25 protein-coding genes and 1 pseudogene are annotated in these 21449 nt (G+C 68.5%); 11 read left to right on the top strand and 15 right to left on the bottom strand.

Annotated features, from left to right (window positions below; all coding sequences use genetic code 11):
• Nucleotides 1–70: 70 nt before the first annotated feature.
• Entirely contained in the window at nt 71–979 is a 909-nt protein-coding gene (locus LOC57_RS03610; protein WP_229958113.1) for an SDR family oxidoreductase, read from the bottom strand.
• Nucleotides 980–1078: 99 nt separating this feature from the next.
• Complete coding sequence (locus LOC57_RS03615) at nt 1079–2311, bottom strand: multidrug effflux MFS transporter (protein ID WP_229958116.1); 1233 nt, start codon at nt 2309–2311, stop codon at nt 1079–1081.
• 102 nt (nt 2312–2413) lie between these two features.
• On the opposite strand from LOC57_RS03615, the gene LOC57_RS03620 reads away from it, so the two are divergent.
• Entirely contained in the window at nt 2414–2854 is a 441-nt protein-coding gene (locus LOC57_RS03620) for a universal stress protein (protein ID WP_229958118.1), read from the top strand.
• Nucleotides 2855–2876: 22 nt separating this feature from the next.
• On the opposite strand, the gene LOC57_RS03625 is transcribed toward LOC57_RS03620, so the two are convergent.
• Nucleotides 2877–4400, bottom strand: coding sequence for an MFS transporter (locus LOC57_RS03625; RefSeq protein WP_229958120.1), 1524 nt, complete (start codon nt 4398–4400; stop codon nt 2877–2879).
• 122 nt (nt 4401–4522) lie between these two features.
• Between LOC57_RS03625 and LOC57_RS03630 the strand changes: the two genes are divergently transcribed.
• From LOC57_RS03630 to LOC57_RS03640, 3 genes are all read left to right on the top strand, one after another.
• Nucleotides 4523–5089: a TetR/AcrR family transcriptional regulator gene (locus LOC57_RS03630; protein WP_229958122.1), complete on the top strand. Its 567-nt coding sequence runs from the start codon at nt 4523–4525 to the stop codon at nt 5087–5089.
• Nucleotides 5090–5156: 67 nt separating this feature from the next.
• A complete protein-coding gene (rraA, locus tag LOC57_RS03635; RefSeq protein ID WP_229958124.1) occupies nt 5157–5630 on the top strand; it encodes a ribonuclease E activity regulator RraA in 474 nt (157 codons plus the stop codon).
• Between the two features lie 8 nt (nt 5631–5638).
• A complete protein-coding gene (locus tag LOC57_RS03640) occupies nt 5639–6226 on the top strand; it encodes a dienelactone hydrolase family protein (protein ID WP_229958126.1) in 588 nt (195 codons plus the stop codon).
• Between the two features lie 44 nt (nt 6227–6270).
• On the opposite strand, the gene LOC57_RS03645 is transcribed toward LOC57_RS03640, so the two are convergent.
• From LOC57_RS03645 to LOC57_RS03680, 8 genes and pseudogenes are all read right to left on the bottom strand, one after another.
• A complete protein-coding gene (locus tag LOC57_RS03645) occupies nt 6271–7116 on the bottom strand; it encodes an HpcH/HpaI aldolase/citrate lyase family protein (RefSeq protein ID WP_229958128.1) in 846 nt (281 codons plus the stop codon).
• A 146-nt stretch (nt 7117–7262) separates the two neighbouring features.
• Complete coding sequence (locus LOC57_RS03650) at nt 7263–7802, bottom strand: hypothetical protein (RefSeq protein WP_229958137.1); 540 nt, start codon at nt 7800–7802, stop codon at nt 7263–7265.
• Between the two features lie 109 nt (nt 7803–7911).
• A pseudogene (locus LOC57_RS03655) lies at nt 7912–8305 on the bottom strand (allantoinase AllB); the annotation flags it as partial.
• A gap of 32 nt (nt 8306–8337) precedes the next feature.
• A complete protein-coding gene (locus tag LOC57_RS03660) occupies nt 8338–9195 on the bottom strand; it encodes a hydroxypyruvate isomerase family protein (RefSeq protein WP_229958139.1) in 858 nt (285 codons plus the stop codon).
• Nucleotides 9192–10085: a bifunctional allantoicase/(S)-ureidoglycine aminohydrolase gene (locus tag LOC57_RS03665; RefSeq protein ID WP_229958141.1), complete on the bottom strand. Its 894-nt coding sequence runs from the start codon at nt 10083–10085 to the stop codon at nt 9192–9194. Before LOC57_RS03665 ends, LOC57_RS03660 begins: the two co-directional genes overlap by 4 nt.
• Nucleotides 10082–10228: a hypothetical protein gene (locus tag LOC57_RS03670; RefSeq protein WP_227911918.1), complete on the bottom strand. Its 147-nt coding sequence runs from the start codon at nt 10226–10228 to the stop codon at nt 10082–10084. The genes LOC57_RS03665 and LOC57_RS03670 overlap by 4 nt, the downstream gene beginning before the upstream one ends.
• A complete protein-coding gene (gene uraD / locus LOC57_RS03675; protein ID WP_283996173.1) occupies nt 10225–10770 on the bottom strand; it encodes a 2-oxo-4-hydroxy-4-carboxy-5-ureidoimidazoline decarboxylase in 546 nt (181 codons plus the stop codon). The genes LOC57_RS03670 and uraD overlap by 4 nt, the downstream gene beginning before the upstream one ends.
• 137 nt (nt 10771–10907) lie before the next feature.
• Nucleotides 10908–11447: a hypothetical protein gene (locus tag LOC57_RS03680; protein ID WP_229958142.1), complete on the bottom strand. Its 540-nt coding sequence runs from the start codon at nt 11445–11447 to the stop codon at nt 10908–10910.
• 141 nt (nt 11448–11588) lie between these two features.
• Between LOC57_RS03680 and LOC57_RS03685 the strand changes: the two genes are divergently transcribed.
• From LOC57_RS03685 to LOC57_RS03695, 3 genes are all read left to right on the top strand, one after another.
• The gene (locus LOC57_RS03685) at nt 11589–12131 is read left to right on the top strand and encodes a DUF3995 domain-containing protein (protein WP_229958144.1); all 543 of its coding nucleotides are present in this window, start codon (nt 11589–11591) and stop codon (nt 12129–12131) included.
• 76 nt (nt 12132–12207) lie between these two features.
• Complete coding sequence (locus LOC57_RS03690; protein ID WP_229958347.1) at nt 12208–13377, top strand: XdhC family protein; 1170 nt, start codon at nt 12208–12210, stop codon at nt 13375–13377.
• Between the two features lie 7 nt (nt 13378–13384).
• Entirely contained in the window at nt 13385–14224 is an 840-nt protein-coding gene (locus LOC57_RS03695) for an FAD binding domain-containing protein (protein ID WP_229958146.1), read from the top strand.
• Nucleotides 14225–14455: 231 nt separating this feature from the next.
• Here the strand turns inward: LOC57_RS03695 and LOC57_RS03700 are convergent, their stop codons facing one another.
• The 3 genes from LOC57_RS03700 to LOC57_RS03710 are packed head-to-tail and all read right to left on the bottom strand — an operon-like array spanning nt 14456 to nt 16677.
• Nucleotides 14456–15433: a hypothetical protein gene (locus LOC57_RS03700; RefSeq protein WP_229958148.1), complete on the bottom strand. Its 978-nt coding sequence runs from the start codon at nt 15431–15433 to the stop codon at nt 14456–14458.
• Nucleotides 15430–15768, bottom strand: a complete 339-nt coding sequence (locus tag LOC57_RS03705; protein ID WP_227911924.1) for a PadR family transcriptional regulator — start codon at nt 15766–15768, stop codon at nt 15430–15432. Before LOC57_RS03705 ends, LOC57_RS03700 begins: the two co-directional genes overlap by 4 nt.
• An 18-nt stretch (nt 15769–15786) precedes the next feature.
• A complete protein-coding gene (locus LOC57_RS03710; RefSeq protein WP_229958150.1) occupies nt 15787–16677 on the bottom strand; it encodes an EamA family transporter in 891 nt (296 codons plus the stop codon).
• A 45-nt stretch (nt 16678–16722) separates the two neighbouring features.
• Here LOC57_RS03710 and LOC57_RS03715 point away from each other — a divergent pair, with 45 nt between their 5' ends.
• The 4 genes from LOC57_RS03715 to LOC57_RS03730 all read left to right on the top strand — a co-directional run bounded on the left by LOC57_RS03715 (nt 16723) and on the right by LOC57_RS03730 (nt 20626).
• Entirely contained in the window at nt 16723–17199 is a 477-nt protein-coding gene (locus LOC57_RS03715; RefSeq protein ID WP_227925664.1) for a MarR family winged helix-turn-helix transcriptional regulator, read from the top strand.
• A gap of 89 nt (nt 17200–17288) precedes the next feature.
• Nucleotides 17289–18821 (top strand): GNAT family N-acetyltransferase, encoded by a 1533-nt coding sequence (locus LOC57_RS16430; RefSeq protein ID WP_269440248.1) that lies wholly within the window; start codon nt 17289–17291, stop codon nt 18819–18821.
• A 20-nt stretch (nt 18822–18841) separates the two neighbouring features.
• Nucleotides 18842–19318 carry a GNAT family N-acetyltransferase gene (locus tag LOC57_RS03725; RefSeq protein WP_229958152.1) on the top strand — a complete coding sequence of 159 codons (477 nt, stop codon included), beginning with the start codon at nt 18842–18844 and terminating at the stop codon, nt 19316–19318.
• A 45-nt stretch (nt 19319–19363) separates the two neighbouring features.
• On the top strand, nt 19364–20626 hold the full coding sequence (locus tag LOC57_RS03730) for a glycosyltransferase 87 family protein (RefSeq protein ID WP_229958154.1): 1263 nt from the start codon (nt 19364–19366) through the stop codon (nt 20624–20626).
• On the opposite strand, the gene LOC57_RS03735 is transcribed toward LOC57_RS03730, so the two are convergent.
• A complete protein-coding gene (locus tag LOC57_RS03735) occupies nt 20623–21402 on the bottom strand; it encodes an SDR family NAD(P)-dependent oxidoreductase (protein ID WP_229958156.1) in 780 nt (259 codons plus the stop codon). The genes LOC57_RS03730 and LOC57_RS03735 overlap by 4 nt on opposite strands.
• Nucleotides 21403–21449: the final 47 nt, after the last annotated feature.

Below are 21449 nucleotides of genomic sequence, written 5' to 3' on the forward strand. Positions count from 1 at the left end.
CCAGCGCACAACACACAGGAAGGGCCCCGCAGCTGCGGGGCCCTTCCTGTGGTTAAGCGGAAACCAACGCTTACGGCGCGGGGGTGCCGCCGTTGACGTTCAGCGTCTCGCCGATCACGTAGCTGGATTCCGGGGAGGCCAGGAAGACGTAGGCCGGAGCCAGTTCGGTCGGCTGGCCCGCGCGGCCCAGCGGAGTGTCCTGGCCGAAGGTCGGCAGGGCGTCCTTCTGCTGTCCGTCCGAAGGCTGCAGCGGGGTCCAGAACGGACCCGGTGCCACGGCGTTCACGCGGATGCCCTTGGGTGCCAGCTGCTGGCCCAGGCCCTTGGTGAAGTTGTTGATCGCGGCCTTGGTGCTGGCGTAATCCAGCAGGTCAGCCGAGGGCTGGTAGGCCTGGATCGAGGTGGTGTTGATGATGCTGGAACCGGCGGGCAGGTGCTTCAGTGCTGCCTTGGTTACCCGGAAGAACGAGTAGATGTTCGTCTTGAAGGTGTGGTCCAGCTGCTCGTCGGAGAGATCCTCTAGGTTCTCCACGGCAATCTGCTTGCCGGCGTTGTTGACCAGGATGTCCAGCCCGCCCAGGGCAGACACCGCATCTTCCACCAGCTTGCTGCAGTACGCGGGGTCCTTCAGGTCGCCGGGCAGCTTCACGAGCTTGCGGCCGGTTGCCTCCACCACCTCGGCGATGTGCGCGGCGTCGGGCTCCTCTTCGGGGAGGTAGGAGATGGCGACGTCGGCACCCTCACGGGCGAAGGCGATAGCCACGGCCGCACCGATGCCGGAATCGCCGCCGGTAATGAGTGCCTTGCGGCCCTCGAGCCGTCCGGTGCCGCGGTAGGTGTCCTCGCCGTGGTCCACATGCGGAGTCATGTCCTTGTCCAGGCCCGGCTCCGACTGGTCCTGCACCGGCGGAGCGATGCTCGGGTAGCGGTCCACGGGGTTCTGGAAGGTGTACTGGTCCGTCTTGTTGCCGTTTGTCATAGAAGTTCCCACTTTCGGTAGGTCAGTCCATTCGGGCGGTCCGGATACGGGCCGCCGTAAAAGGCGGTCACTCACGCTAACGTAAGTATGCTTATCACCCTATGCCCGGCCCCGGCTCCGGCTCAAGTCGGGAGCCGACGACGGCGAACGGGTGGCCAGCAGCGCCAACACGGCCACCAGCCCGGAGCCGCACATCACCAGGGCCAGCGGCAGAGCGGTGTCTTCGCCTGCAATGCCGGTCAGCGGGGAGACCAATGCACCGAACAGGAACTGTCCGCTGCCCAGCACGGCCGAGCCGCTGCCGGCGGCGAACCCCGCCTCGGCCAGGGCCAGGCTGGTGGTGTTGCCCATGATGAAGCCCACCGAAGAGGCGGCCAGGAAGATCGGCACGGCCAGCAGCAGCGGCGGAACATCGAGCAGCACCAGGAGCAGCAGCACGGCGGACGCACCCAGCAGGACCGGAACGGCGATGCTGACAGTACGGCGCGGCGGCACCGTGCGGGCCAGCCGGGCGGAAATGAATCCGGCCAGCACCAGTCCAAGGGCATTAATGCCGAAGGCCACCCCGTATCCGGCCGGAGAAAGGCCCATCAGGGACTGGTAAATGAACGGGGACGCGGAAATATAGCCCATCAGCACGCCGAAGGTGGAGGCGAACAGCACCGCGTAACCTACAAACCGGCGGCGGCGCAGTACCGAGGCCAGGCCGCCCAGGATCGGCCCGCTGCTGCGCTTTTCCGCCGGCCGGGTTTCCCGCACGACGCCGGCCACCCCGGCCAGCATGGCAGCGGCCAGGCCCGCCAGCACCCAGAGCACTCCGCGCCAGCCGACGCTGCCGGCCAGGATGCCGCCAACGGTGGGGGCGAGCACCGGTGCAACGCCGCCGATGGTCATGAGCAGGCTGAAGGTGCGGGCCGCGGCAGGCCCGGAGGTCAGGTCCGCCACGATGGCACGGGCAATCACGACGCCGGCGGAGGCAAACAGGCCTTGGAAGAGCCGGCCCGCAATGAGCACCGGCAGGTTCGGGGCCACGGCGCAGACCACTGAGGCGAGCACAAACAGCACCGAGCCGAGCAGCAGCGGACGGAACCGGCCGTACCGGTCCGAGAACGGCCCAAAGACCAGCTGCCCGGCGGCCATGCCGATGAGGAACGCGGTGAGGGTGAACTGCACCCCTGTGGCCGAAGCGCCCAGCTGGTCCGCCATCTGCGGGAAGGAGGGCAGGTACAGGTCGGTGGCAAACGGGCCGGTGGCCGAGAGCAGGGCGAGGACCAATAGGAGCCCGGTGGTCATGGCGGTGGTTGTCCGGGCGGATCCGGGTAGGGCAGGCATATGCCACATCCTATTTGGCCCGGGCCGCCGTGCTCTGGCCATTACCGCTTCATGAAGCGCACACTGCTGGGTATCTGGACGCAAACATTGGAAGGAGCCCCCATGGCTGAGGCACACCGGAAACGGATTGTGGTGGGCATGGACGGCTCGGAGGAGTCCATTGCCGCACTGCGCATGGCGGCCCGGCTCGCCGAGCTGCTCGGCTGCCGGATCCAGGCGGTCACTGTCTGGGAGTACCCGGCCATGCTGGCCATGCCGTTTCCCACCTCCGAGTTCTCACCGCGGGTGGAAGCGGAGCGGGCACTGTCCGAGGCGGTGGACGCCGCGTTCGAGGGCAGCGGAGCTCCGGAGGACCTCACCCAGGAAGCGGTGGCCGGCCAGCCCGCTCGGGTGCTGATGGAAGCCAGCCGGGGAGCGGAAATGCTCGTGGTGGGCAACCGCGGCCGGGGCGGTTTTGCCGGGCTGCTGCTTGGCTCCGTGAGCGCCGCGGTCGCGTCCCACGCCTATTGCCCGGTCCTGATTGCCCGGCCGCACCGGGACTAGCGGGCACCGGCTGGCCCGGCCTTTAGTGCCCGGCGGGTGCCTTGCGCAGCAGCACGACGGCGCCGGCAGCGGCCGCCACCATCACCAGCACGCCGATCAGCGAGGTCAGGCTGACACCCGAGTCGAACGCGGCCTGGGCCGAGTGCAGCAGGGCCGAGGCACTCTCCGCCGGAAGGGACTGCGCCGCGTCGAAGGCTCCGCCCAGGGTTTCCCCGGCGGAAGCCGCCTGCTCGGGGCTCAGCCCGTCCGGCACGGTGACGTGGGTGCGGTAGGCGGAGGTGAGGATGCTGCCCAGTACGGCGGTGCCCAGCACGGAGCCGATTTCGTAGGCGGTCTCGGAGATCGCCGACGCGGAGCCGGCCCGGGACGGCGGCACGCTGGCCAGGATCAGGTCATTGGAGATGGTTTCCGCTGCGCCCACGCCAACGCCGAGGAACAGGAACGCCACCACCAGTTCCATCACGGTGACCGATTCTCCGGCGAAGAACACCAGGGCGTAGCCGGCCGCGTTGAAGAGCAGGCCGCCGGCCACCACGTAGGCGGGCTTCAAGTGCTTTACCAGCGGTACCACGGCCAGGCCGGTGATGATGGTCAGCACCAGTCCGGGCAGCATGGTCAGGCCGGCTTCGATGGGCGACTGCCCCACCACCAGCTGCAGGTGCTGGGAGAGGAAGAAGATGAAGCCCACCATGGCGAAGAGGCTGAGCAGGTTGGCGCTGATGGAGCCGGTGAAGATGGGGTTGCGGAACAGCCGCACATCCAGCATTGGCTTCTCGCGGTGCAGTTGGCGGCGCACAAACAAGGTGCCGAGCACCAGGCCGGCGAGGATGATCGGCAGGCCGTGCACCACGCCGTCGTGCGCGAAGGTCTTGATGCCGTAGGTGATCGAAAGCATCGAACCCATAACCAGGACGACGCCGAGGATATCGACCGCGCCGGGGCTCGGGTCCTTGGATTCGGGCAGCAGGATGGGACCGAAGATCAGCAGCGGCAGCAGCACGGGGATGGAGAGCAGGAAGACCGAGCCCCACCAGAAGTGTTCCAGCAGCACGCCGCCCACAATCGGGCCCAGGGCTGCGCCGCCGGAGAAACCGGCCGCCCAGATGGCCACCGCCACGCGGCGCTGGGAGGGCACAGTGAAGATGTTGCGGATCAGCGACAGGGTGGCGGGCATCAGCATGGCACCGAAGACACCCATCAGGGCGCGGGCCAGGATCAGCATGGTGGCCGAAATGGAGAACGCCGCCACCAGGGAGAGCACCCCGAATCCCACGCTGCCGATCATCAGCAGCCGCCGGCGTCCGATCCGGTCCCCGAGGCTGCCCATGGGAACCAGCAGTCCGGCGAGGATCAGGGCGTAAATGTCCACGATCCACAGCAGCTGCACACCGCTGGGGGCCAGCGCCTGGGACAGCGACGGGATGGCGAAGCTGAGCACGTTGTTGTCGATGGAGATCAACAGAACCGGCAGCATCAGGACAGCAAGTCCCCACCATTCGCGCTTACCAGCGCGCGTTTCTGCGGGCCTTTCCTGAACCGCCAGCACGGCATCCTCCTTCTGAAGTGTTTGGATTTCGTGAGGGAAAACCTCGACTAGTTACTGTACCGTCTAGACTGTATGGTTCCAAATGCCCGCATTGGAGTCCGCTCATGGCGTAGCGTAAAAGCATGCCCAACTCTCGTCCCGCCCGGGACCGTATCCTCGATGCCTACGAGGAACTGCTGATCAATGAAGGCCCCCGCGGTGCCACCCTGGACGCCGTGGTGGCACGCGCCGAGGTCTCCAAGGGTGGCCTGCTGTACCACTTCAAGAACAAGGAAGCGATGGCCGGGGCGCTGATCGAGCGGCTGCGCGAGCTGGCCGACGTCGACCTGCAGGCCATGCGGGAGGATCCCGAAGGCCCCGCCCGGTACCTGGTCCGCAGCTCCGTATATGTGGGCAGCCCGCTGGACCGGGCGCTGATCGGCGTGGTCCGGCTGGCGCAGGCTTCGGATCCCACGGCCTCCGACCTGCTGCAGCAGATCCACGGCAGCTGGTTCGACATGGTGCAGCAGGAAGTGGGCGATCCGGCCATCGCCCGGGCCATCACGCTGCTGGCCGACGGACTGTATTACAACGAAGGACTGCCCGGCGGCTGGCCCCAGTCCACACGGGACAACCGCTCGAGCTCCGTGGGTGACCTGCTCCAGATTGTGGATGTCCTCAAGGACCACGCCCAGCCCGCCAAGGCCTAGCCGCACACCTGGCCGGCCGCGGCGTGGCAGCGCGGCTGCGGCCACGGCCTCTGCCACAGTAGGTGCCATGGAAACCCGACTGAGCACAGCTGACCTTTATGACGAGCGCGGCGACGAGCTGGCCTCCGTGTCCCTGCAGTTCCAGGACCTGGGCGGACACACCGCCTTCACCGGCCCCATCCGGACCGTGCGCTGCCTGGAGGACAACGGCATCATCAAGTCGCTGCTAAACTCCCCGGGCGAAGGCGCGGTCTTGGTGATCGACGGCGCCGGCTCGCTGAACACCGCGCTGATGGGGGATCTGATTGCCGGGGCCGCCGTGGAGAACGGCTGGGCCGGCGTCGTGATCAACGGCGCCATCCGCGACCGCTCCGCCGTCGCCAAGCTGCCGCTGGGCGTGAAGGCGCTGGGCTCCAACCCGCGCAAGAGCGCCAAGAACTCTGTCGGCGAGGTGGATGTGCCCGTAGAGTTCGGCGGCGTCACCTTCCGTCCCGGCGCAACGCTCTACGCCGACGATGACGGCATCCTCGTCGAGCCCTAGGAGAACCGATGGCAAACGTCCTGCTCTTCCACCACGCCCTGGGCCTGACCGCGGGGATGGACGCCTTCGCTGAGGTGCTGCGCGAGGCCGGGCACACCGTGACCGTGCCGGACCTCTATGACGGGCGGGTCTTCGGGAACCTGGACGAGGGGATCGAGTACGCCGCCGAGCTCGGTATGGACACCGTCGAAGAGTTGGGCGTACGGATTGCCGACCGGTTTCCGCCGGAGATGGTCTACATCGGTTTTTCACTCGGCGTGATGCCGGCGCAGCGGCTGGCGCAGACCCGGCCCGGCGCCCGCGGTGCGGTGCTGGTCAGTGCGTGCGCACCGCTGGGCACCTTCGCCGACAGCTGGCCAGAGGCCGTTCCGGTGCAGGTCCACGGCATGGACGCCGACCCGTACTTCGTGGAGGAGGGCGATCTGGACGCCGCGGAGAACCTGGCCGCGTCCAGCCCGGACGCGGACCTGATCCTGTATGCGGGCGCAGCGCATCTGTTCGCGGACATCAGCCAGCCGGACTATGACATGGACGCCGCCTTTGCCCTGACCCGGATGGTGCTGCGGCTGCTGGACCGGGCGGACGCGGCCGGCTGACCAGCTGGTGAGACACCGCCGCTGGTCAGCCGGCTACAAACCGCTTAGGCGTTCCACAGCCCGTAGGAGTCGGCCAGCGAGGAGATCTTCTGTGCACGGGCCAGGCGCGGCAGGTAGGAGCCGTCGCCCACCACGGCGCCGGCCGCGTGCGCTTCGAGCAGCTCGTGCGCCCAGGTGATTTCGGATTCGCTTGGCGACAGTCCCTGGTTGATGAAGTCCGCGGCCTCGGGCATCAGGCAGAGCTTGCCGGTCATCCCCATGCTCTGGGTGACCTTGCAGGCGTCCAGCAGCTTCTCGCCCAGGGCGCCGACGGTGGGGCCGTCGATGGGGCCGGGCAGCTGGCCCACGCGGGAGGCGACCACGAGCTTGGAGCGGGCATAAGCCAGGGCCATCGGCTCGTCCGAGGCGCCGGTGTCGCGGCGGAAGTCGCCGACGCCGAAGGCGAGCCGGAAGGTGCCGGGTGCGCTGGCGATGGCGGTGGCGTTTTCAATGCCGAGCGCGGATTCCACCAGGGCGAGCACCGGGGTGCCGGCCTGCAGCCGCATGGCGGTGTGAGTGACCTGCTCGGGCTTTTCGGTCATGGCCAGCATGACGCCGCGCAGGCCCGGAGCCTTGGACAGGGCGGCCAGGTCATCGGCCCAGTAATCGGTTTCGATGCCGTTGACCCGGACCCAGGCGGTCATGCCGGTGGACAGTGCCTCGACAACGCGTTCACGGGCTTCGGCCTTGCCGGGCGCGGGGACGGCGTCTTCCATGTCGAAGACCACGGAATCAGCCTCGGAAGCGAGCGCCGGTGCAAAGTTCGCTTCGTCGGCTGCGGAGGCCAGCAGCCAGGAACGGGAGAGTTTTGCGGGGAGCGCAGCCGCGCGGCTGTTTCGAAATGGGGCCATAAGTAGACCCTACTTTCAGGGCGCACGGTTCCTAAAATGCGACGGCCGTCATTGTGGGCACCCTCACCTGTGTGACGCCGGTATCAGTAGGGTCCCTCCTCATTGGGCGCGCCGGGCCCTCTGTTCGCCGCCTACCTTCCCGGTATCTAGTCAGCCTCACGGAAGAGAACACAGACGGAGACCACGATGACTGCAAGGCTACCGATGATGGCGAAGATGGCTACCGCAGGCAGTCCGGCTATGGCCGCGAGAGACATATCAGAAACAACCAAGCCAACACACGCGCCAATAAGAAGTGCGGGAACCGGTCTTGAGCGTACGCGGTGCTGGATGACCATTATGATTCCCAAGGCCAGCACAGCCAAGGCAGCAGTCAAATGAAGAAAGATCACAAACCCGGTCGAATCGTTAGAAGGCATATACGGGTAAGCGACCAGTCCCATAAACATAAAGATGCTCCAACATCCGAGGAGTATCCCTAGAACGCCGGCGGCAATCCCCAACCCTGAGGATATGGGACGTACTTGACGCGGAGAGGGGTGGTGATAAGCCCCTGGCTCCTGGACATAAACTGGCTGCTGGACATAAACAACTTGCTGGCCTGGCTGCAAATACACGATCGGTGGGGTGACCGGATATGCAGGGGGAATTGTTGGCTGGTGCGGGTTACCGGAAACGTTTTCCATGTTGCCTTTCGAGATTAGCGTCGCACCGTTTCGGAGGCGTAAAAACCAAATCCTACAGTGCACCACCATGAGAAACTGCGAAACACATCGATGTCCGATATGACCCTGCCTATGCGTCCCCGCGGCGGAGCAGCCGGCCGCGCGGAACGGCCGGATCGACGTCGGTTCCCGCCAGCAGCGTACGGCGCACGACGCCGGTGAGCTGCTTTCCGGCGTAGGGCGTGATCGGGTTCCTGTGTAAGGCCGCCGGGTCCACGGTGAAGGACTCCTCGGCGGCGAACACCGCGAAGTCGGCATCGTTGCCCGCCCGGATGGCGCCCTTGTTGACCAGCCCGGCCAGCGCAGCCCGGCAGCCATCCAGTGCAGCACCTGGTCCAGGCCGATGCGCGGGTGCGGGCTTCGGTCCAGATCAGGGCCAGGCCCAGCTGCAGGGAGGACACCCCGCCCCAGGCCGCACTGAAGTCCCCGTACTCCGGGTCCTTCAGCTCCGCGGTGCTGGGTGAATCCGGGCGGGTGCCCGTATCCGCACCCCAAGTCAGCCCACACCGGCGCCGGGATCCTCCAGCCAGGCAAACGCGTTCCGCAGCGGTGCCCGGTACTCCAGGGACACCTCCCCGCGGTAGCCGCCAGCCCGGAGGTCGGAGATCCACTGCGTCAGCGGCAGCTGCCCGGTACCCGGTGCACCCCGGCCGGGCGCATCGGCTATCTGCACGTGCCCGAACCGGGCGGCGGCTCCGCCGGCCAGCAGCGCCGCGACGTCGTCGCCGTTCACGGCCAGGTGGTACAGGTCCGCGAGCAGCGCCGCGTTGTCCGTTCCGGCGCCGTGCAGGTCCGCGAGCACCGCGAAGACGTCCGCGGCGGTTTTCAGCGGATAGTCCGGGGCGCCGCTGAGTGGTTCCAGCAGCACGGTGCCGCCGAACGGTGCGACGGCGGCGGCAGCTTCGCGCAGGTTCCGCAGCGCTTCGGCGTCCTGCTCGGCCGGGGAATACTCCGGGCTGCGGTTGCCGTACAGGGCGTTGAACAGCAAGCAGCCCAGCCGTTCGCCGATCCCGGCCACCACCTGCACATTGGCGCGGAAGTCCGCCCCGCGGTGCGGCAGCGAGAGCAGCCCGCGTTCCCCGGCATCCATGGTTCCGGCGTCGAAATTCAGGGCGCCCAGCTGCACGCCGGAGTCGCGGATGGCTGCCTCGAAGGCGCGCACGTCCGCTTCCGGCGGGACGGGTTCGGCGAACGGCCACCAGAATTCCACGGTGTCGAACCCCGCCGCCCGCGCCGCGGCGGGACGTTGCAGCAGCGGCAGCTCAGTGAAGAGGATGGAGCAGTTGACCGAATAGCCGGTCCGGGCACCGCCGGCCCGGGCATCTCCGACCGGATCGGAAACAGGCCCGCTCATCGCCGGCCGCCCAGCAGGACCTGGCGGTTCACGTCCTGATAGAGGAGGTAGCGGAAGTTGCCGGGCCCGCCGGCGTAACAGGCCTGCGGGCAGAAGGCGCGCAGGGACAGGTAGTCGCCGGCTTCCACCTCCACCCAGTCCTGGTTCAGCCGGTACACGGCCTTGCCCTCCAGCACGTACAGCCCGTGCTCCATCACGTGGGTTCCGGCGAACGGGCTCACTGCCCCGGGTTCGAAGGTCACCACGTTCACGTGCATGTCATAGGCGACGTCGTCCACGGGGATCAGCGAGGTGGTGCGCCACTTGTTGTCCGCGCCCGGCATGCCCACCGGTTCAATCTCCGCCTCGTTGCCGAACACCGGCTGCGGGGTGCGCCCGGCCAGCGGCTGCCAGGCCTTGCGGATCCAGGCGAACGTGGCCGTTTCGTCCGTATCGTTGAAGGCGCCCCAGAGTGCTTCGGGCGGCAGGTAGGCGAACCCGCCCGGGGACAGGGGGTGGTCGGTGCCCAGCAGCCGCACGGTGAGCGTGCCATCCAGGACAAAGACGAAGGACTCCACTTCCATTTCCGGTTCCGGAGCACGCGAGCCGCCGCCCGGGCCCACCTCCACCAGGTACTGCGCGAACGTGGTGGTGCCGCCGGCCACCGGGCGATTCAGGATCCAGGTGCGGGTGTCCGTCCATTCGGGCAGGACGCTGGTGACAATGTCGCGCAGCACCCCGCGGGGAATCACCGTGTAGGCCTCAGTGACCACGGCCCGGCCGGTGGGCAGTTCGGTTTGGGCGGGCAGGCCGCCACCGGGGGCGTAGTAGCGCGGTGCGGAGGTATTCGGGGGCGGGGTGTTCGGGGGCGGGGTGTTCGGGGGCGGGGTGTTCGGGGGCGGGGTGCTCATGACTGGACCTTTTCGGAAGCAGCGAATCTGGCGGGCGGAGAGGGCGGCGACGAGGCCTTTGGATACGCCGGCGCCGCCAGTTCGACGCCGCGCAGCCCGGTGCCGTCCTGCACTTCGGCCTCGGTGACGCGGTGGCGGGTCATGGGTGGAGCAGTCCGTCCAGGCGCAGGATGGCGATATCGCGCAGCTGGGCAGCGATGACGGGCAGTTCTTCTTCTACCGTGTGCTGCAGGCGGTCCTGGAGCGAGGCCAGGATCTCCTCGGCGCTGCGGCCGGCGGCGCGGATCAGGAACACCCGGCCGAACCGGTCCTCATAGGCGCGGTTGCCTGCACCCAGCCGGTCCCTGACGCCGGACAAGCCGCTGACGGAGGCCTGCTCGCTGCGGGAAAAGGCGCCTTCAACCCCGGAGCCGGCCGGGCGCTCGCCGATCCGCGGATGGTGCGCCAGGGCGCCGTCGACTTCGGCTTCGGTGAAGTCCGGGGCCGCCAGTTCGGCAAAGCTCAGCAGCTCCCCGGCGGTGGCGAAGGGCCGGGCTGCGGCAATCTCGTTGCACCAGCGGGGAATGTCCAGGCAGGGGCGCAGCATGGCTTCCGCTTCAGCGAAACGTGCGGTGTTGAATGCGGTGAGGAAGTCCGGTCCGGACGCCCCGTGACCCGGGGCGTCCGGCGCTGGTTCTGAGGACACGGGTGTCAGCTTTCGCTAGGGCTGCGTCGGCAGCCGGCGCTGAGCGCCCTTGACCATCGGCTGCGCCGACTTGATTCGATCTTTCCGGCAGACGCAATTGATATTCCGGACAGTCTGGGCGAGCGCCGTCGAAGGTGTCAAGGATTTGTATAGGGGTCCGCGTACCGGACGTACTCTCCGGTAGGCGCCGTGCCGTTGAAGCTTGTCTCAGAACCGAACCGGCCGTCCAGCTGACAGCTCTGCTGCGTGCCGGAAAAGGCAACTTCGTTGAACCCGTAAGTGACATCCATCGACTGGCCCGGGGACAGCGTGATGGCGCCAATCTTCTGGCCCGCACTCCAAGTCTGCTCCTCGAAGGCATCAATGCCATGGTCCGACTTCAGGGTGGAGAGGACGTCCGTCAGGGAGACGGACTCGGGGACCTTGACGGAAGACGCGGCAGCAGCCATCCGGGATGCCGGAACCGGTGTGGCTTCTGTGGAGGAGTTGGTGAGGGTTGCCGATTCCCGCGGCGCTCCCATGCCGGGAATGACCGAACCGGGCTCGAAGACTGTTCGAATATCACCGGGTTCGCACTCGGTCATCGCGGCCGTTGCCGGCAGTGCCAGGACCGCGGAGCCGGCCAACAGGCCGGCGGTGGACAATAGGACGGCCGTTCTTTTCGTCGCGTTCTTCATGTCGCTCCTCTGTGTGCCGGGCTCTGTCCGGCACCTTCGGGAGCCCCCCACGTTACCGGCCGGTAGTTTTCTGTCAACACCGTCCGGCGTTTGCCCGGCGCGGGTTCCTGTGCCCTGGTCTGCTTCTCACAATGGAAGGCGATGGACGCCGACACCCGCCGGGATCTGAGCCTCTGGTGCATCTGGACGGCGTGCGCAGCCGGTCTGGTGCACGCTGCGTTCAGTCTGTACTGGGCGGTGGGCGGGCAGTGGCTGCTGGACACGGTGGGCCGCTGGGCGGTTGAGCAGTCCGTCTTGGAGCCGCTGCGGACCGGGCTGATCCTGGCAGTGGTGGCACTGATCAAAATTGCCGCTGCACATCTTCCGGTGGCCCTCGCCTACGGCCAGCTGTCCGTGGCGGGTTACTGGCGGGCAGCCTGCTGGGCCGGTGCGGTGCTGCTGGTGCTCTACGGCGGCGCCAACATGGCCGTCAGCCAGGCTGTGCTGAGCGGGCTGGTGCGCCCGGAAACCGGCTATGACAGGGCGGCAATGATCGGCCATGCCTGGCTCTGGGATCCGTTGTTCCTGCTGTGGGGTGCTGCGCTGCTCGGCTATCTGCTGCTCACCCGGACCGGGCCGCGGACCGGGCCCGCAGCCGGGAGCGATGCCGGGAGCGATGCCGACGCCGCACCCGGTTCGGGCTGACCTCCGGGGTATCCCGCCCGCCTGAACAGCGTGGTACGCTTCCCTGCAATTTGGAGGGTAGGCCGCAGTGTTGGAGATGCTCGAGGTGCTGGCGTCCGCAGGGGAACCATGCGTCGCAGCCACCATTGTGCGTGCTTCCGGATCGGTGCCGAGGCCGGTGGGCACCTCCATGCTCATCAGCGGCAGCGGGCAGGTCACCGGGTCGCTATCGGGCGGCTGCGTGGAAGCCTCCGTTATAGCAGTGGCCGAGGACGTGTTTGCGGACGAACGCGCGCGGCTGGAGGTCTTTGGCTACAGCGACGACGATGCCTTCGCCGTCGGGCTCAGCTGCGGCGGAACGCTGGACGTCCTGGTGGAGCCCGTGGCTGCGGGGACGTTCCCCGCGGTGGCCGGCGCCCCGTGCGCCCTGATCCGTGCGCTCCCCGCCGGAGACGGCGACGGCGCACGCCAGCTTCCGCTGCTGGTTGCCAGCCCCGCCGCTGCCGCCGCCCCGGCCGCACTGCTCGCCGCGCACGGCCCGGAGCTGGCCGCGCTGCTCAATGTCCGCCCAGAAGCTGCCCTCCCTAATGGTGTCCTGCAACGTGCCGCCGCCCGGCTGTCGCCCCTGCTCGCTGCGGGCCGCACCGGCGTCGTCGAACTGGACGGTCCGGGCAGCGGGACATGCGAAGGCAGCGCTCCCGCACTGTTCCTGGAGTCCCGGCTGGCCCCGCCCCGGCTGGTGCTGATCGGCGCCAATGATTTTTCGGCCGCCCTCGCCCGGCAGGGCCGGCTACTGGGCTACCACGTCACCGTCTGCGACGCCCGCCCGGTGTTCACCACCCCGGAGCGTTTTCCCGCCGCCCACTCGGTCCAGGTGCAGTGGCCGGACCAGTACCTGCGCGGGGAGGCGGCGGCGGGGAGGTTCGATGCCCGCACCGTGGTGTGCGTGCTCAGCCACGACGCGAAGTTCGACGTGCCGGCGCTGGTCGAAGCGCTGCGCCTGGATCTGGGCTATGTGGGGGCCATGGGCTCGCGCCGCAGCCACGACCAGCGCCTGACGGCCCTGCATGCTGCGGGGTTGGGCGCGGCGGAACTGCAGGCCCTGCACTCACCTCTAGGATTGGACATCGGCGCCGCTACGCCTGAGGAAACGGCTGTGTCCGTTTTCGCCGAGATCGTGGCCGCCCGATCCGGGACCGCTGCCAGCGGGCGGCCCCTGCGGGCCGTGAGCGGCCCCATCCACCCGCACACCTCATTAACCTCATAGGGACATCATGGACATATCCACCGTTTCCGAGCTGGTCCGCACCGCGGACCCGCAGCAGTGGCGCCCGGGCGATGCCTGGCTCGCCGGGGGCACGGTGCTGTATTCCAACGGAAGCGAAGACCTGCAGCGGCTGCTGGACATCACCGGCGCAGGCTGGGAACCGCTGACGGTGTCCGACGCCGGTCTGGAGATCGCTGCGACCTGCACCATCGCCGAACTATACGCATTTCCCGATGCCGTCCCCGCGGACCGCCAATGGCAGGCCCTGAAGCTGGTGCGGCCGTGCTGTGATTCCTTTGTGGCCTCCTTTAAGGTCTGGAATGTCTCCACCGTGGGCGGGAACATCTGCACCGGGCTGCCCGCCGGGCCCATGACCGCATTGACCGCGGCCCTGGACGGCGTGGCCCTGATCCACTCCCCCGACGGCACGTCCCGCCGGGTTCCCGTGGCCGAGCTGGTGGTGGGAGACTGCCGCACCGCGCTGGCACCGGGCGAACTGCTGCGCAGTATCAGCGTGCCCGCCGCCGCGCTGCGCGCCCGGACCGCGTTCCGGCAGCTGTCCCTGACCCGGCTGGGCCGCTCGGGGGTGCTGCTGATTGGTCGGCTGGATGAGGACGGCGGGTTCATCCTCACCGTCACCGCCGCCACCAAGCGCCCGGTCCAGCTGCGCTTTGCAACTCTGCCGGACGCGCCCGGGCTGCGCGCGGCATTGAACGAGACGATTGATGCCAGTCTCTGGCACGACGACGTGCACGGCCTGCCGCAGTGGCGGCACTACATGACGGACCGGCTGGGCGAGGAAATCCGCGCCCAGCTCGCGGCACTGGAGCCGGCACCGGTTCCATAGCCGGAGCCTGCGGCAGCGCGGGCCTGCCCGGACGGAGGACTCGCTGGGGCCGCAGGCGCGAAGGTGATGGGCATTTCCCCGCAGTTTGTGCGTTTTCCCGCGCTGCGCACCGCGGGAAAATGCACAAACGGCGGGGATTTGGAGCGCGAAATGCCTACGGTTTGCGCGTTCCCTGCCGCTTGGGGAAATCCCTCCGCAGCGCACCGGCAGGGATTTCCCAAACCGGTCGGTTCAGGCTGTGGTGGTGCCGGTGCTGTTCCTGGAAAAGCTGATGACCGGGCTCTTCCAAGCCGCCCAGGCACTGACCAGGCCGGCTACGGAACACAGCCCGTAGAAAAATTCCGGTTGGACGCCTATCAGCCCGATGGAACTGTTACCCCCGAGGCTCAGGAACAGTCCGGACAGCGGCAGGGAGGTCAGCGGGACGAGGAGCAGGCATGCCCACGGCCGGATTCGTGGTCCGACGGCGGCCAGCAGCGCCGCGATTACCAGCAGTTCCAGGAACCAGAACGCCAGCCGCTGGTCATTGATCAGGTACGGCCCGCCCCAGAAGGTCCGCTGCGCGCCGCCTCCCTGCAGGTAGCTGGTTGCAGTGATGAGGACGCCCAGGGCCGGTGCACCGATGAACACATGCAGCCGTGCGGTCCGGACGGGGTTGCCCAGCAGTGCCAACAGGTTTGCGGCAGCGAAGAAGCAGAACACGAGCGGATGGACTTTAATGCTTGGCTCGGTCACCGCGAGGGTAATCCCCACGCCGACCGCGGCCGCGAGGGCGGCACCATGCAGGATCTTCGCGGTGGTCCGACGGTGTGCAGCCACAGCGCCGAAGGCCGTGAGGGTGAGGATAAACACGATCACCGCGGGGGTAGTGAAGGCCCCGAACGGATGATCCACCAAGTTGTAACTGTTCCACCGGAACCAGCGTCCGAGTTCGCCAAGGACCAGCATCACCAGCGCCAGCGAGGTGCCGCCGATGCAGCCGACGGCGGCCAGCCGGTCCCGGTGTCGTCGGGGCAGATACTGGTTCACCCGGGCCGCCGCTCCGTGCAGCACAACATGCGCCAGTTCGGACCGCGTGGCCTTTTGCCTTCCCTCGGCGGCAGCGACGTCGAGCATCACCCCGACGAGTTCCTCGCCGTGCCTGCTGCGCCAGCGGGACGGGTAGGCCCGCAGCATCTGGCGGTACCGGCGTTCCAGGGCGTCGCTCATGCCGTTGCCCCCTTGGCCCGCAGGCTCAGGCTTTGCCGGGCGGCGCTCGCCGCGGCGTCCATCCTTGCGGCCTCGACGTGCAGGGCTTCGGCCCCGGCATCCGTCAGCGCGTAGTAGCGGCGCAGGCGTCCGGCCACCACTTCCTCGCCGGCGTCCTGCACCAAGCCTTCCTCCTGCAACCGGTCCAGGCTGGTGTAGAGGCTGCCCGGCTTCAGTGCCACCCGCCCGCCGGAGAGTTTCTTGGTTTCGGTGAGCAGCGAGTAGCCGTGCTGCCTGCTGCGGGCCAGGGCTGTGAGGATCAGGAACGTGGGTTCGCGCATTTCCCGGTTAGTCATGTGAGCAATATATGTATTTCACATGACTATGCGGGGAGGTGCGACCTTGGTGTGTCGGATTGTGTATTTCCTGCCGGCCAGCACCAGGGTGGCCAGGACCACCGCGGCACCCACACACTGGCCGGGGCTGAGTGACTGCCCCACGAGCAGCCAGCCGGCCGCGGCCGCCACTACCGGACTGAGCAGCCCAAGCAGCGCCGTCCCGGAAGCGGGCAGCCGGTGCAGGCCGCTGAACCATAGCGAGTACGCCAGCGCGGTGCCGACCAGACCAAGATAGGCGTACCCGGCCAGGTTGCTGCCGGTCAGGGCGGGCGGCGGCCCCTCCGCCAGCAGGGCCACCGGCAGCAGGAACAACCCGCCGGCCACCAGCTGCCAGGAGGTGGCGGCCAGCAGCGTATCCGGGGTGCCCCACTTCTTGGTCAGGACAACACCTGCGGCCATGGCCACCGCGCCGCCCAGCGCGGCCGCCACGCCTAGCGGATCCAGCCGGGCTTCCGCCTGCAGCACCAGCAGCCCGACGCCGGCCAGCCCGGCCGCGCCGGCCGCCACTTTCCGCCCCGTGAGCCGCTCACCGATCCAGCGCGAGGCAAACAGCGCCACCAGCAGCGGCTGCACCGCACCCACGGTGGCGGCCACTCCCCCGGGCAACCGGTACGCCGCAACGAACAGCAGGGCGAAGAACAGCCCGATGTTCAGCATCCCCAGCACCGCCGAACGCCACCACCATCCGCCGCGGGGCAAGCGCCGGACCAGCAGGAGCAGCAGCAGCCCCGCCGGCAGCGAGCGCAGCAGGGCCGCCAGCAGCGGCCGGTCCGGCGGCAGCAGCTCCGAGGCCACAATGTAGGTGGTGCCCCAGACGACCGGCGCCAGGGCCGTCGTCGCCGTCAAAGTCCATGTTTTGCTAAGCACTTAGCAAATGTAGCTAAGTGCTTAGCAAATTGCTAGGGTCGGGGCATGACTGATCATGTAGGCAGGGTGTTGCAGCAGTGGGCGGCCGAGCGCCCGGACCTCGACGTCTCGCCGATGGCCGTGGTGGGCCGGCTGTCACGGACGGCCCGCCGGTTCGACGGCGAGCTGGCGGAAACCTTCGCTGCGCACGGCCTGGATGCGGCGTCCTTTGACGTGCTGGCCACACTGCGCCGCTCGGGCCCGCCATACACGCTCAGCCCCCGCGAGCTCACCGCCAGTTCCATGGTTACCTCCGCCGCCATCGCGCAGCGGCTGAACCGGCTGGAGGCGCAGGGGTTTGTGCGCCGCTCCCCCAACGCCGCCGACGGGCGCGGCAAGCAGGTGGCGCTCACCGATGCCGGCCGGGCCGCCGTCGACGCCGCCCTGCCGGACCATGTGGCCACCGAACACCGGCTGCTCGCACCCTTGGATGAGGACGAACGGAAGACGCTGGCGGGCCTGCTGGCCAAGCTGGACACCTGACCGCTGCCGCATTTCGCCGTTTGTGACACCGCCCTGACACGTTGGAGGGGCGCCGCGGAACGGCCGGGAGCAGCGGTTAGACTCAGCGCATGAGACGTGGCGGGGGCCCAACAGCTGCAGCAGTCTGGTGGGGTATCGCCGGCTGCTTCGCTGTATGCGCCTACGCCGCCGTCGGACTGTTCCACATCCTCGTCTGGAACCCCCGGGCCGCAGTTCCCGGAACGTCCCTGGATACCATTTCCCGCACGCTCGCCGACGCCGGCACCAGCCTCTCCGCTCCGCTGGTCATGGCGTGGGCGGGGTTCGGCTGCCTGGCTGCACTGGCAGTGCTCGTGGCCGGCCTGCGCGGCAAGCTTCCCTCGGCGCGGGGCACGGCGAACTGGCACCTGGGGCTGCTGGCGCTGGGCGCGCCGGCGTTTTATATCGCCTCCTTCAGCGCCGCCGCCGCGCTGCGGGAAACGTATGCGGTGCGCGGCGGTTCGCGGTGGGACCTGGTCCTGTACGGCGTCAGTGCCGCTGCAGCGGGCGCCCTGCTGGTGGTGCCGGTGCGGAACTGGGCACGACGACGGCGCGAGCCCGGCGAGGCTGTCCACTCCGCCCCCGAGGCATCAACCGTGCCTGCACCGCAGTCCGCGGCCGCCCCGGTTCCCTCGGGCGAACCGGCACCTGCACCGGCGCCAGCCCTTGCCCCCGACCCGGCACTTTCGCCCCACCCGGCACTTTCGCTTGACCCGGCATCGTCCCCAGCACCTGCACCTGCACCGGCCGTTCCGCCGGAAACCCCTCCCCTCTCCGTCCCCTCGTTGGAAGAAGAAGTAGCAACAATGTCCCAATTCATCCCAACGCCGCCGATCAAGACCCCGGCACCCGTTCCCTTTGCCGCCCCGGGTCAGCGGGCCGCCCCGGCTGCCCCGCAGCCCTCGCTCCACGACACCCTGCGCACCCTCCGGCCCACCCAGTCCGGAGACCAGAAGCCGCGCCAGGTAAGCCTGCTCCGCGACGATCCGGCCAAGCCCGACGTCATCTCCCTGCTGGCGCAGAACCGCGACCTGCTGTACCCCGGCTTGGGAGCCGGCGCCGTCGGCCTCACCCCGCCGTACCTGAAGGACCCGTCGGTGACCTTCTGGACCGTGCGCGAGAACGGCACACTGCTCGGCTGCGGTGCCATGAAGGAGTTCCGCCCGGCTCCCGGAAACGGCATTACCGAATTCTGCGCTGAAATCACCTCCATGCGCACGTCCCCGCACGCGCGCGGGTTGGGCGTGGGCCAGGTGATCCTGCAGCAGATCATCTCGGATGCGCGGACCCGCGGGTATGCGTCCCTGCTGCTGGAAACCGGCACCCAGGACTTCTTCGCCTCCTCCCGGCGCCTGTACCAGCGCCACGGTTTTGTGGTCTGCCCGCCGTTCGGGAAGTACCAGGCGCATCCAGGCAGCATTTTCATGCGCCTGGCCTTGCAGGCCCCGGCGGAGACCGCCGCCGAGTCCGGTTCCGCTGCGGCAACAGGCTCCCCCGGCGCGGCCGCCGATCAGGACAAGAACCATGCCAAGGCCGGAACCCTGTCGGCGATCCTCGCCGCGCAGCGGGCCCTGGCCGCGAAGCCGAACCCGCGCACGCGGTGATTGTGCCTGGACTGCAGGGCATGGACTTGAGCCGCGGCGACCCCGCGGCTCCCGATGTCCTGGCGCTGATGCAGGAGCACCTGGCGGATATGTACGCCACGTCGCCTGCGGAAAGCGTGCATGCCCTGGATCCGGCGGCCCTGCTCGATCCCGCGGTCACGTTCTGGACGGTGCGGGAAGACGGGGTGCTGCTGGGCTGCGGGGCCCTGAGGGAACTCAATGCGCAGCAGGGTGAAATCAAGAGCATGCGCACGGCCACGGCTGCCCGGGGCCGCGGCGTCGCGGGGACGCTCCTGCGGGGCATCATCGGGGAAGCGACCGCACGCGGCTACCTTCGCCTGCTGTTGGAAACCGGCACTGAGGACTTCTTCGCCCCGGCCCGCCGGCTCTACGCCCGGCACGGCTTCACCGAGTGCCCGCCGTTTGGCAGCTACACCGAGGACCCCCACAGCACCTTTATGCGCCTGGACCTGCAGCCGCAACCCGCGGCACCCTGATGGTCCCGCCGCCGGCTAGCGACGTTCCCGCCTAAACTGGCAGGCATGGCTTTAACGACGGCGGAGCTCCGCCCCCGCACCCGCGCGCAGGCCCTCTGGCTGTGGCTCGGGCTGCCCGTGGCGCTGGCCCTGGTGGTCCTCGGCGCGCAAATCCACGGACTGGATTTCACCGTCTACCGCGAAGGTGCCCGCGCCCTTCTGGGCCAGGGCGGGCACCGGCTGTATGACCCGAGTCTGGTGCAGACCGATACCCGCGGCCTGCCGTTCACTTATCCACCGTTCGCGGCCGTGCTGCTGGTGCCGTTCGCGTTCCTGCCCGAAACCCTGGGCCTGGTGCTGCTGACCGCCACGGCGTGTGCGTGCCTGGTGGCGGTGGCGTTCCTCGCGGCCCGCTACCTGCTGTCGAACAACGCATTGCCCGCGCGGGCCGTCACCGCACTCGGCGGGTTGCCGGGCCTCACTGTCCTGGCGACCCTGCTGATCGGGGTCCTCGGGCCGTGGCGGGAAGGCATGGGCTTCGGCCAGCTGAACCCTCTGCTGATGCTGCTGGTCCTGGCGGACCTGCTCCGCCCGGCGTCGTCGAAGCTGCCGCGCGGCGTGCTGATCGGGCTGGCGGCGGGCATCAAGCTCACCCCGCTGGCGTTCGGCCTGATTTTCCTGGCCCGGAAGGACTGGCGGGCCATCCTCACCATGGGCGCCACCTTCGCCGCCACGGTGGCCGTCGGCTGGCTGGCGGCCCCGGAGCAGGCCCGGAAGTTCTGGTTCGAGTCGCTCTCCGATCCCAGTCGGGTGGGCGACTCGTCCGAAATGTACAACGTGTCGCTGAACTCGCTGATCCCGCATCTGGGCGTCCCCGAGTCCCTGCAGCGCCCGCTGTGGCTGCTGGCCTGCGCCGCCGTCGTCGTCCTGGGCTTCCTGGTGATCCGCCGGATGGACCGGGCCGGGGACGCGGTCGCTGCGGTCACCGCGAACGCCGTGGTGATGCTCGCGATTTCACCCATTTCCTGGTTCCACCACTGGGTCTGGATCGCGCTGCTGTTGCCGGTGCTGTGGGTGCACGCCCGACGGCGGCGCGGGGCGGGCCGGGCGGTCGGCGTCGGGCTGGCAGTGGTGCTGGTGCCGGTGTTTATGCTCTCCTCCATCACCATCACCTTCACGCTGACCGGCGTGGTCAGCGGCACCGGCCCGCCGGCGCTGGAGCTGTTCACCAGCCTGGGCGTGGTGCTGCCGGTCGCGGCGCTGGTTTACCTATTGGCCGTGCCGGCTGTGCCAGAGGGCTCGTCGGCCCGGAGCGCTGTCCCGGCCTAGGCCGCCGGCCGGGATTCGGCCAGCCGCAGAACTGTGCGGACCGGCAGGAAATCGACCAGGCGCCGCACCACGCGGTTGGAACTGCCCGCAATGACGCTGACCGGAGGCCTGCGGCGATCGAGGGCCTTCAGGGCTGTGCGGACCACCTGTTCGGGGGTCTGGAACCGGGCGCCGTCGGTGCTGGTGCCGCTGCGTGCGTAGAACCCGCTGCGGGTCGGCCCCGGAGACAGCACCATCACCATCACACCGGAGCCGCGGACCTCATGTGCAAGTGCCTCCGTAAACCGGATCAGGAATGCCTTGGCGGCGGCATACACCCCCATGCCGGGGACGGGCATGTAACCGGTCATGCTTCCGACATTGACCAGCGCCCCGCGTCCTGCAGCAAGCAGGTCCGGCAGGAACGCCCGGGTGATCCCGAGCGGCACCTCGGCATTCACCTGCAGCTGCATGTGGATTTCCTGTTCACTGGACTCCACAAAAGCCTTGGTCAGGCCGACGCCGGCGCAATTGACCACGGTGTCGACAGTGAGGCCCAGGGCGTCGAGGCGTTCCTTCAGGAGGACGCCGGCCCGGTCCACGTCCAGGTCGAAAGGCACCGCGTGGGCCTTTCGACCGGTGTCGGCGGTGATTTCAGCGGCCACCGCCGTGAGGGCGTTTTCACGGCGGCCCACCAGCACAACATCGGCTCCGCGGCGGGCCAGCTGCCGGGCAAACTCGGCACCTATCCCGGAACTGGCTCCGGTGATCAGGGCGGTGGTGTTCTCGAACTGCATGATTCCTCCAACGGTTACAAAGCGGCCATGTAAGTGCTTATTACATG

It is taken from the genome of Arthrobacter sp. zg-Y750, from assembly GCF_020907365.1.
Classification (GTDB): Bacteria; Actinomycetota; Actinomycetes; order Actinomycetales; family Micrococcaceae; genus Arthrobacter_B.

Bases quoted from the DNA above. Each gene is read 5' to 3' on its own strand.
- LOC57_RS03610 (WP_229958113.1), bottom strand. From the start codon at position 979: ATGACAAACGGCAACAAGACGGACCAGTACACCTTCCAGAACCCCGTG.
- LOC57_RS03615 (WP_229958116.1), bottom strand. From the start codon at position 2,311: ATGCCTGCCCTACCCGGATCCGCCCGGACAACCACCGCCATGACCACC.
- LOC57_RS03620 (WP_229958118.1), top strand. From the start codon at position 2,414: ATGGCTGAGGCACACCGGAAACGGATTGTGGTGGGCATGGACGGCTCG.
- LOC57_RS03630 (WP_229958122.1), top strand. From the start codon at position 4,523: ATGCCCAACTCTCGTCCCGCCCGGGACCGTATCCTCGATGCCTACGAG.
- rraA (WP_229958124.1), top strand. From the start codon at position 5,157: ATGGAAACCCGACTGAGCACAGCTGACCTTTATGACGAGCGCGGCGAC.
- LOC57_RS03640 (WP_229958126.1), top strand. From the start codon at position 5,639: ATGGCAAACGTCCTGCTCTTCCACCACGCCCTGGGCCTGACCGCGGGG.
- LOC57_RS03645 (WP_229958128.1), bottom strand. From the start codon at position 7,116: ATGGCCCCATTTCGAAACAGCCGCGCGGCTGCGCTCCCCGCAAAACTC.
- LOC57_RS03650 (WP_229958137.1), bottom strand. From the start codon at position 7,802: ATGGAAAACGTTTCCGGTAACCCGCACCAGCCAACAATTCCCCCTGCA.
- LOC57_RS03660 (WP_229958139.1), bottom strand. From the start codon at position 9,195: ATGAGCGGGCCTGTTTCCGATCCGGTCGGAGATGCCCGGGCCGGCGGT.
- LOC57_RS03665 (WP_229958141.1), bottom strand. From the start codon at position 10,085: ATGAGCACCCCGCCCCCGAACACCCCGCCCCCGAACACCCCGCCCCCG.
- LOC57_RS03670 (WP_227911918.1), bottom strand. From the start codon at position 10,228: ATGACCCGCCACCGCGTCACCGAGGCCGAAGTGCAGGACGGCACCGGG.
- LOC57_RS03680 (WP_229958142.1), bottom strand. From the start codon at position 11,447: ATGAAGAACGCGACGAAAAGAACGGCCGTCCTATTGTCCACCGCCGGC.
- LOC57_RS03685 (WP_229958144.1), top strand. From the start codon at position 11,589: ATGGACGCCGACACCCGCCGGGATCTGAGCCTCTGGTGCATCTGGACG.
- LOC57_RS03690 (WP_229958347.1), top strand. From the start codon at position 12,208: ATGCTCGAGGTGCTGGCGTCCGCAGGGGAACCATGCGTCGCAGCCACC.
- LOC57_RS03695 (WP_229958146.1), top strand. From the start codon at position 13,385: ATGGACATATCCACCGTTTCCGAGCTGGTCCGCACCGCGGACCCGCAG.
- LOC57_RS03700 (WP_229958148.1), bottom strand. From the start codon at position 15,433: ATGAGCGACGCCCTGGAACGCCGGTACCGCCAGATGCTGCGGGCCTAC.
- LOC57_RS03705 (WP_227911924.1), bottom strand. From the start codon at position 15,768: ATGACTAACCGGGAAATGCGCGAACCCACGTTCCTGATCCTCACAGCC.
- LOC57_RS03715 (WP_227925664.1), top strand. From the start codon at position 16,723: ATGACTGATCATGTAGGCAGGGTGTTGCAGCAGTGGGCGGCCGAGCGC.
- LOC57_RS16430 (WP_269440248.1), top strand. From the start codon at position 17,289: ATGAGACGTGGCGGGGGCCCAACAGCTGCAGCAGTCTGGTGGGGTATC.
- LOC57_RS03725 (WP_229958152.1), top strand. From the start codon at position 18,842: ATGGACTTGAGCCGCGGCGACCCCGCGGCTCCCGATGTCCTGGCGCTG.
- LOC57_RS03730 (WP_229958154.1), top strand. From the start codon at position 19,364: ATGGCTTTAACGACGGCGGAGCTCCGCCCCCGCACCCGCGCGCAGGCC.
- LOC57_RS03735 (WP_229958156.1), bottom strand. From the start codon at position 21,402: ATGCAGTTCGAGAACACCACCGCCCTGATCACCGGAGCCAGTTCCGGG.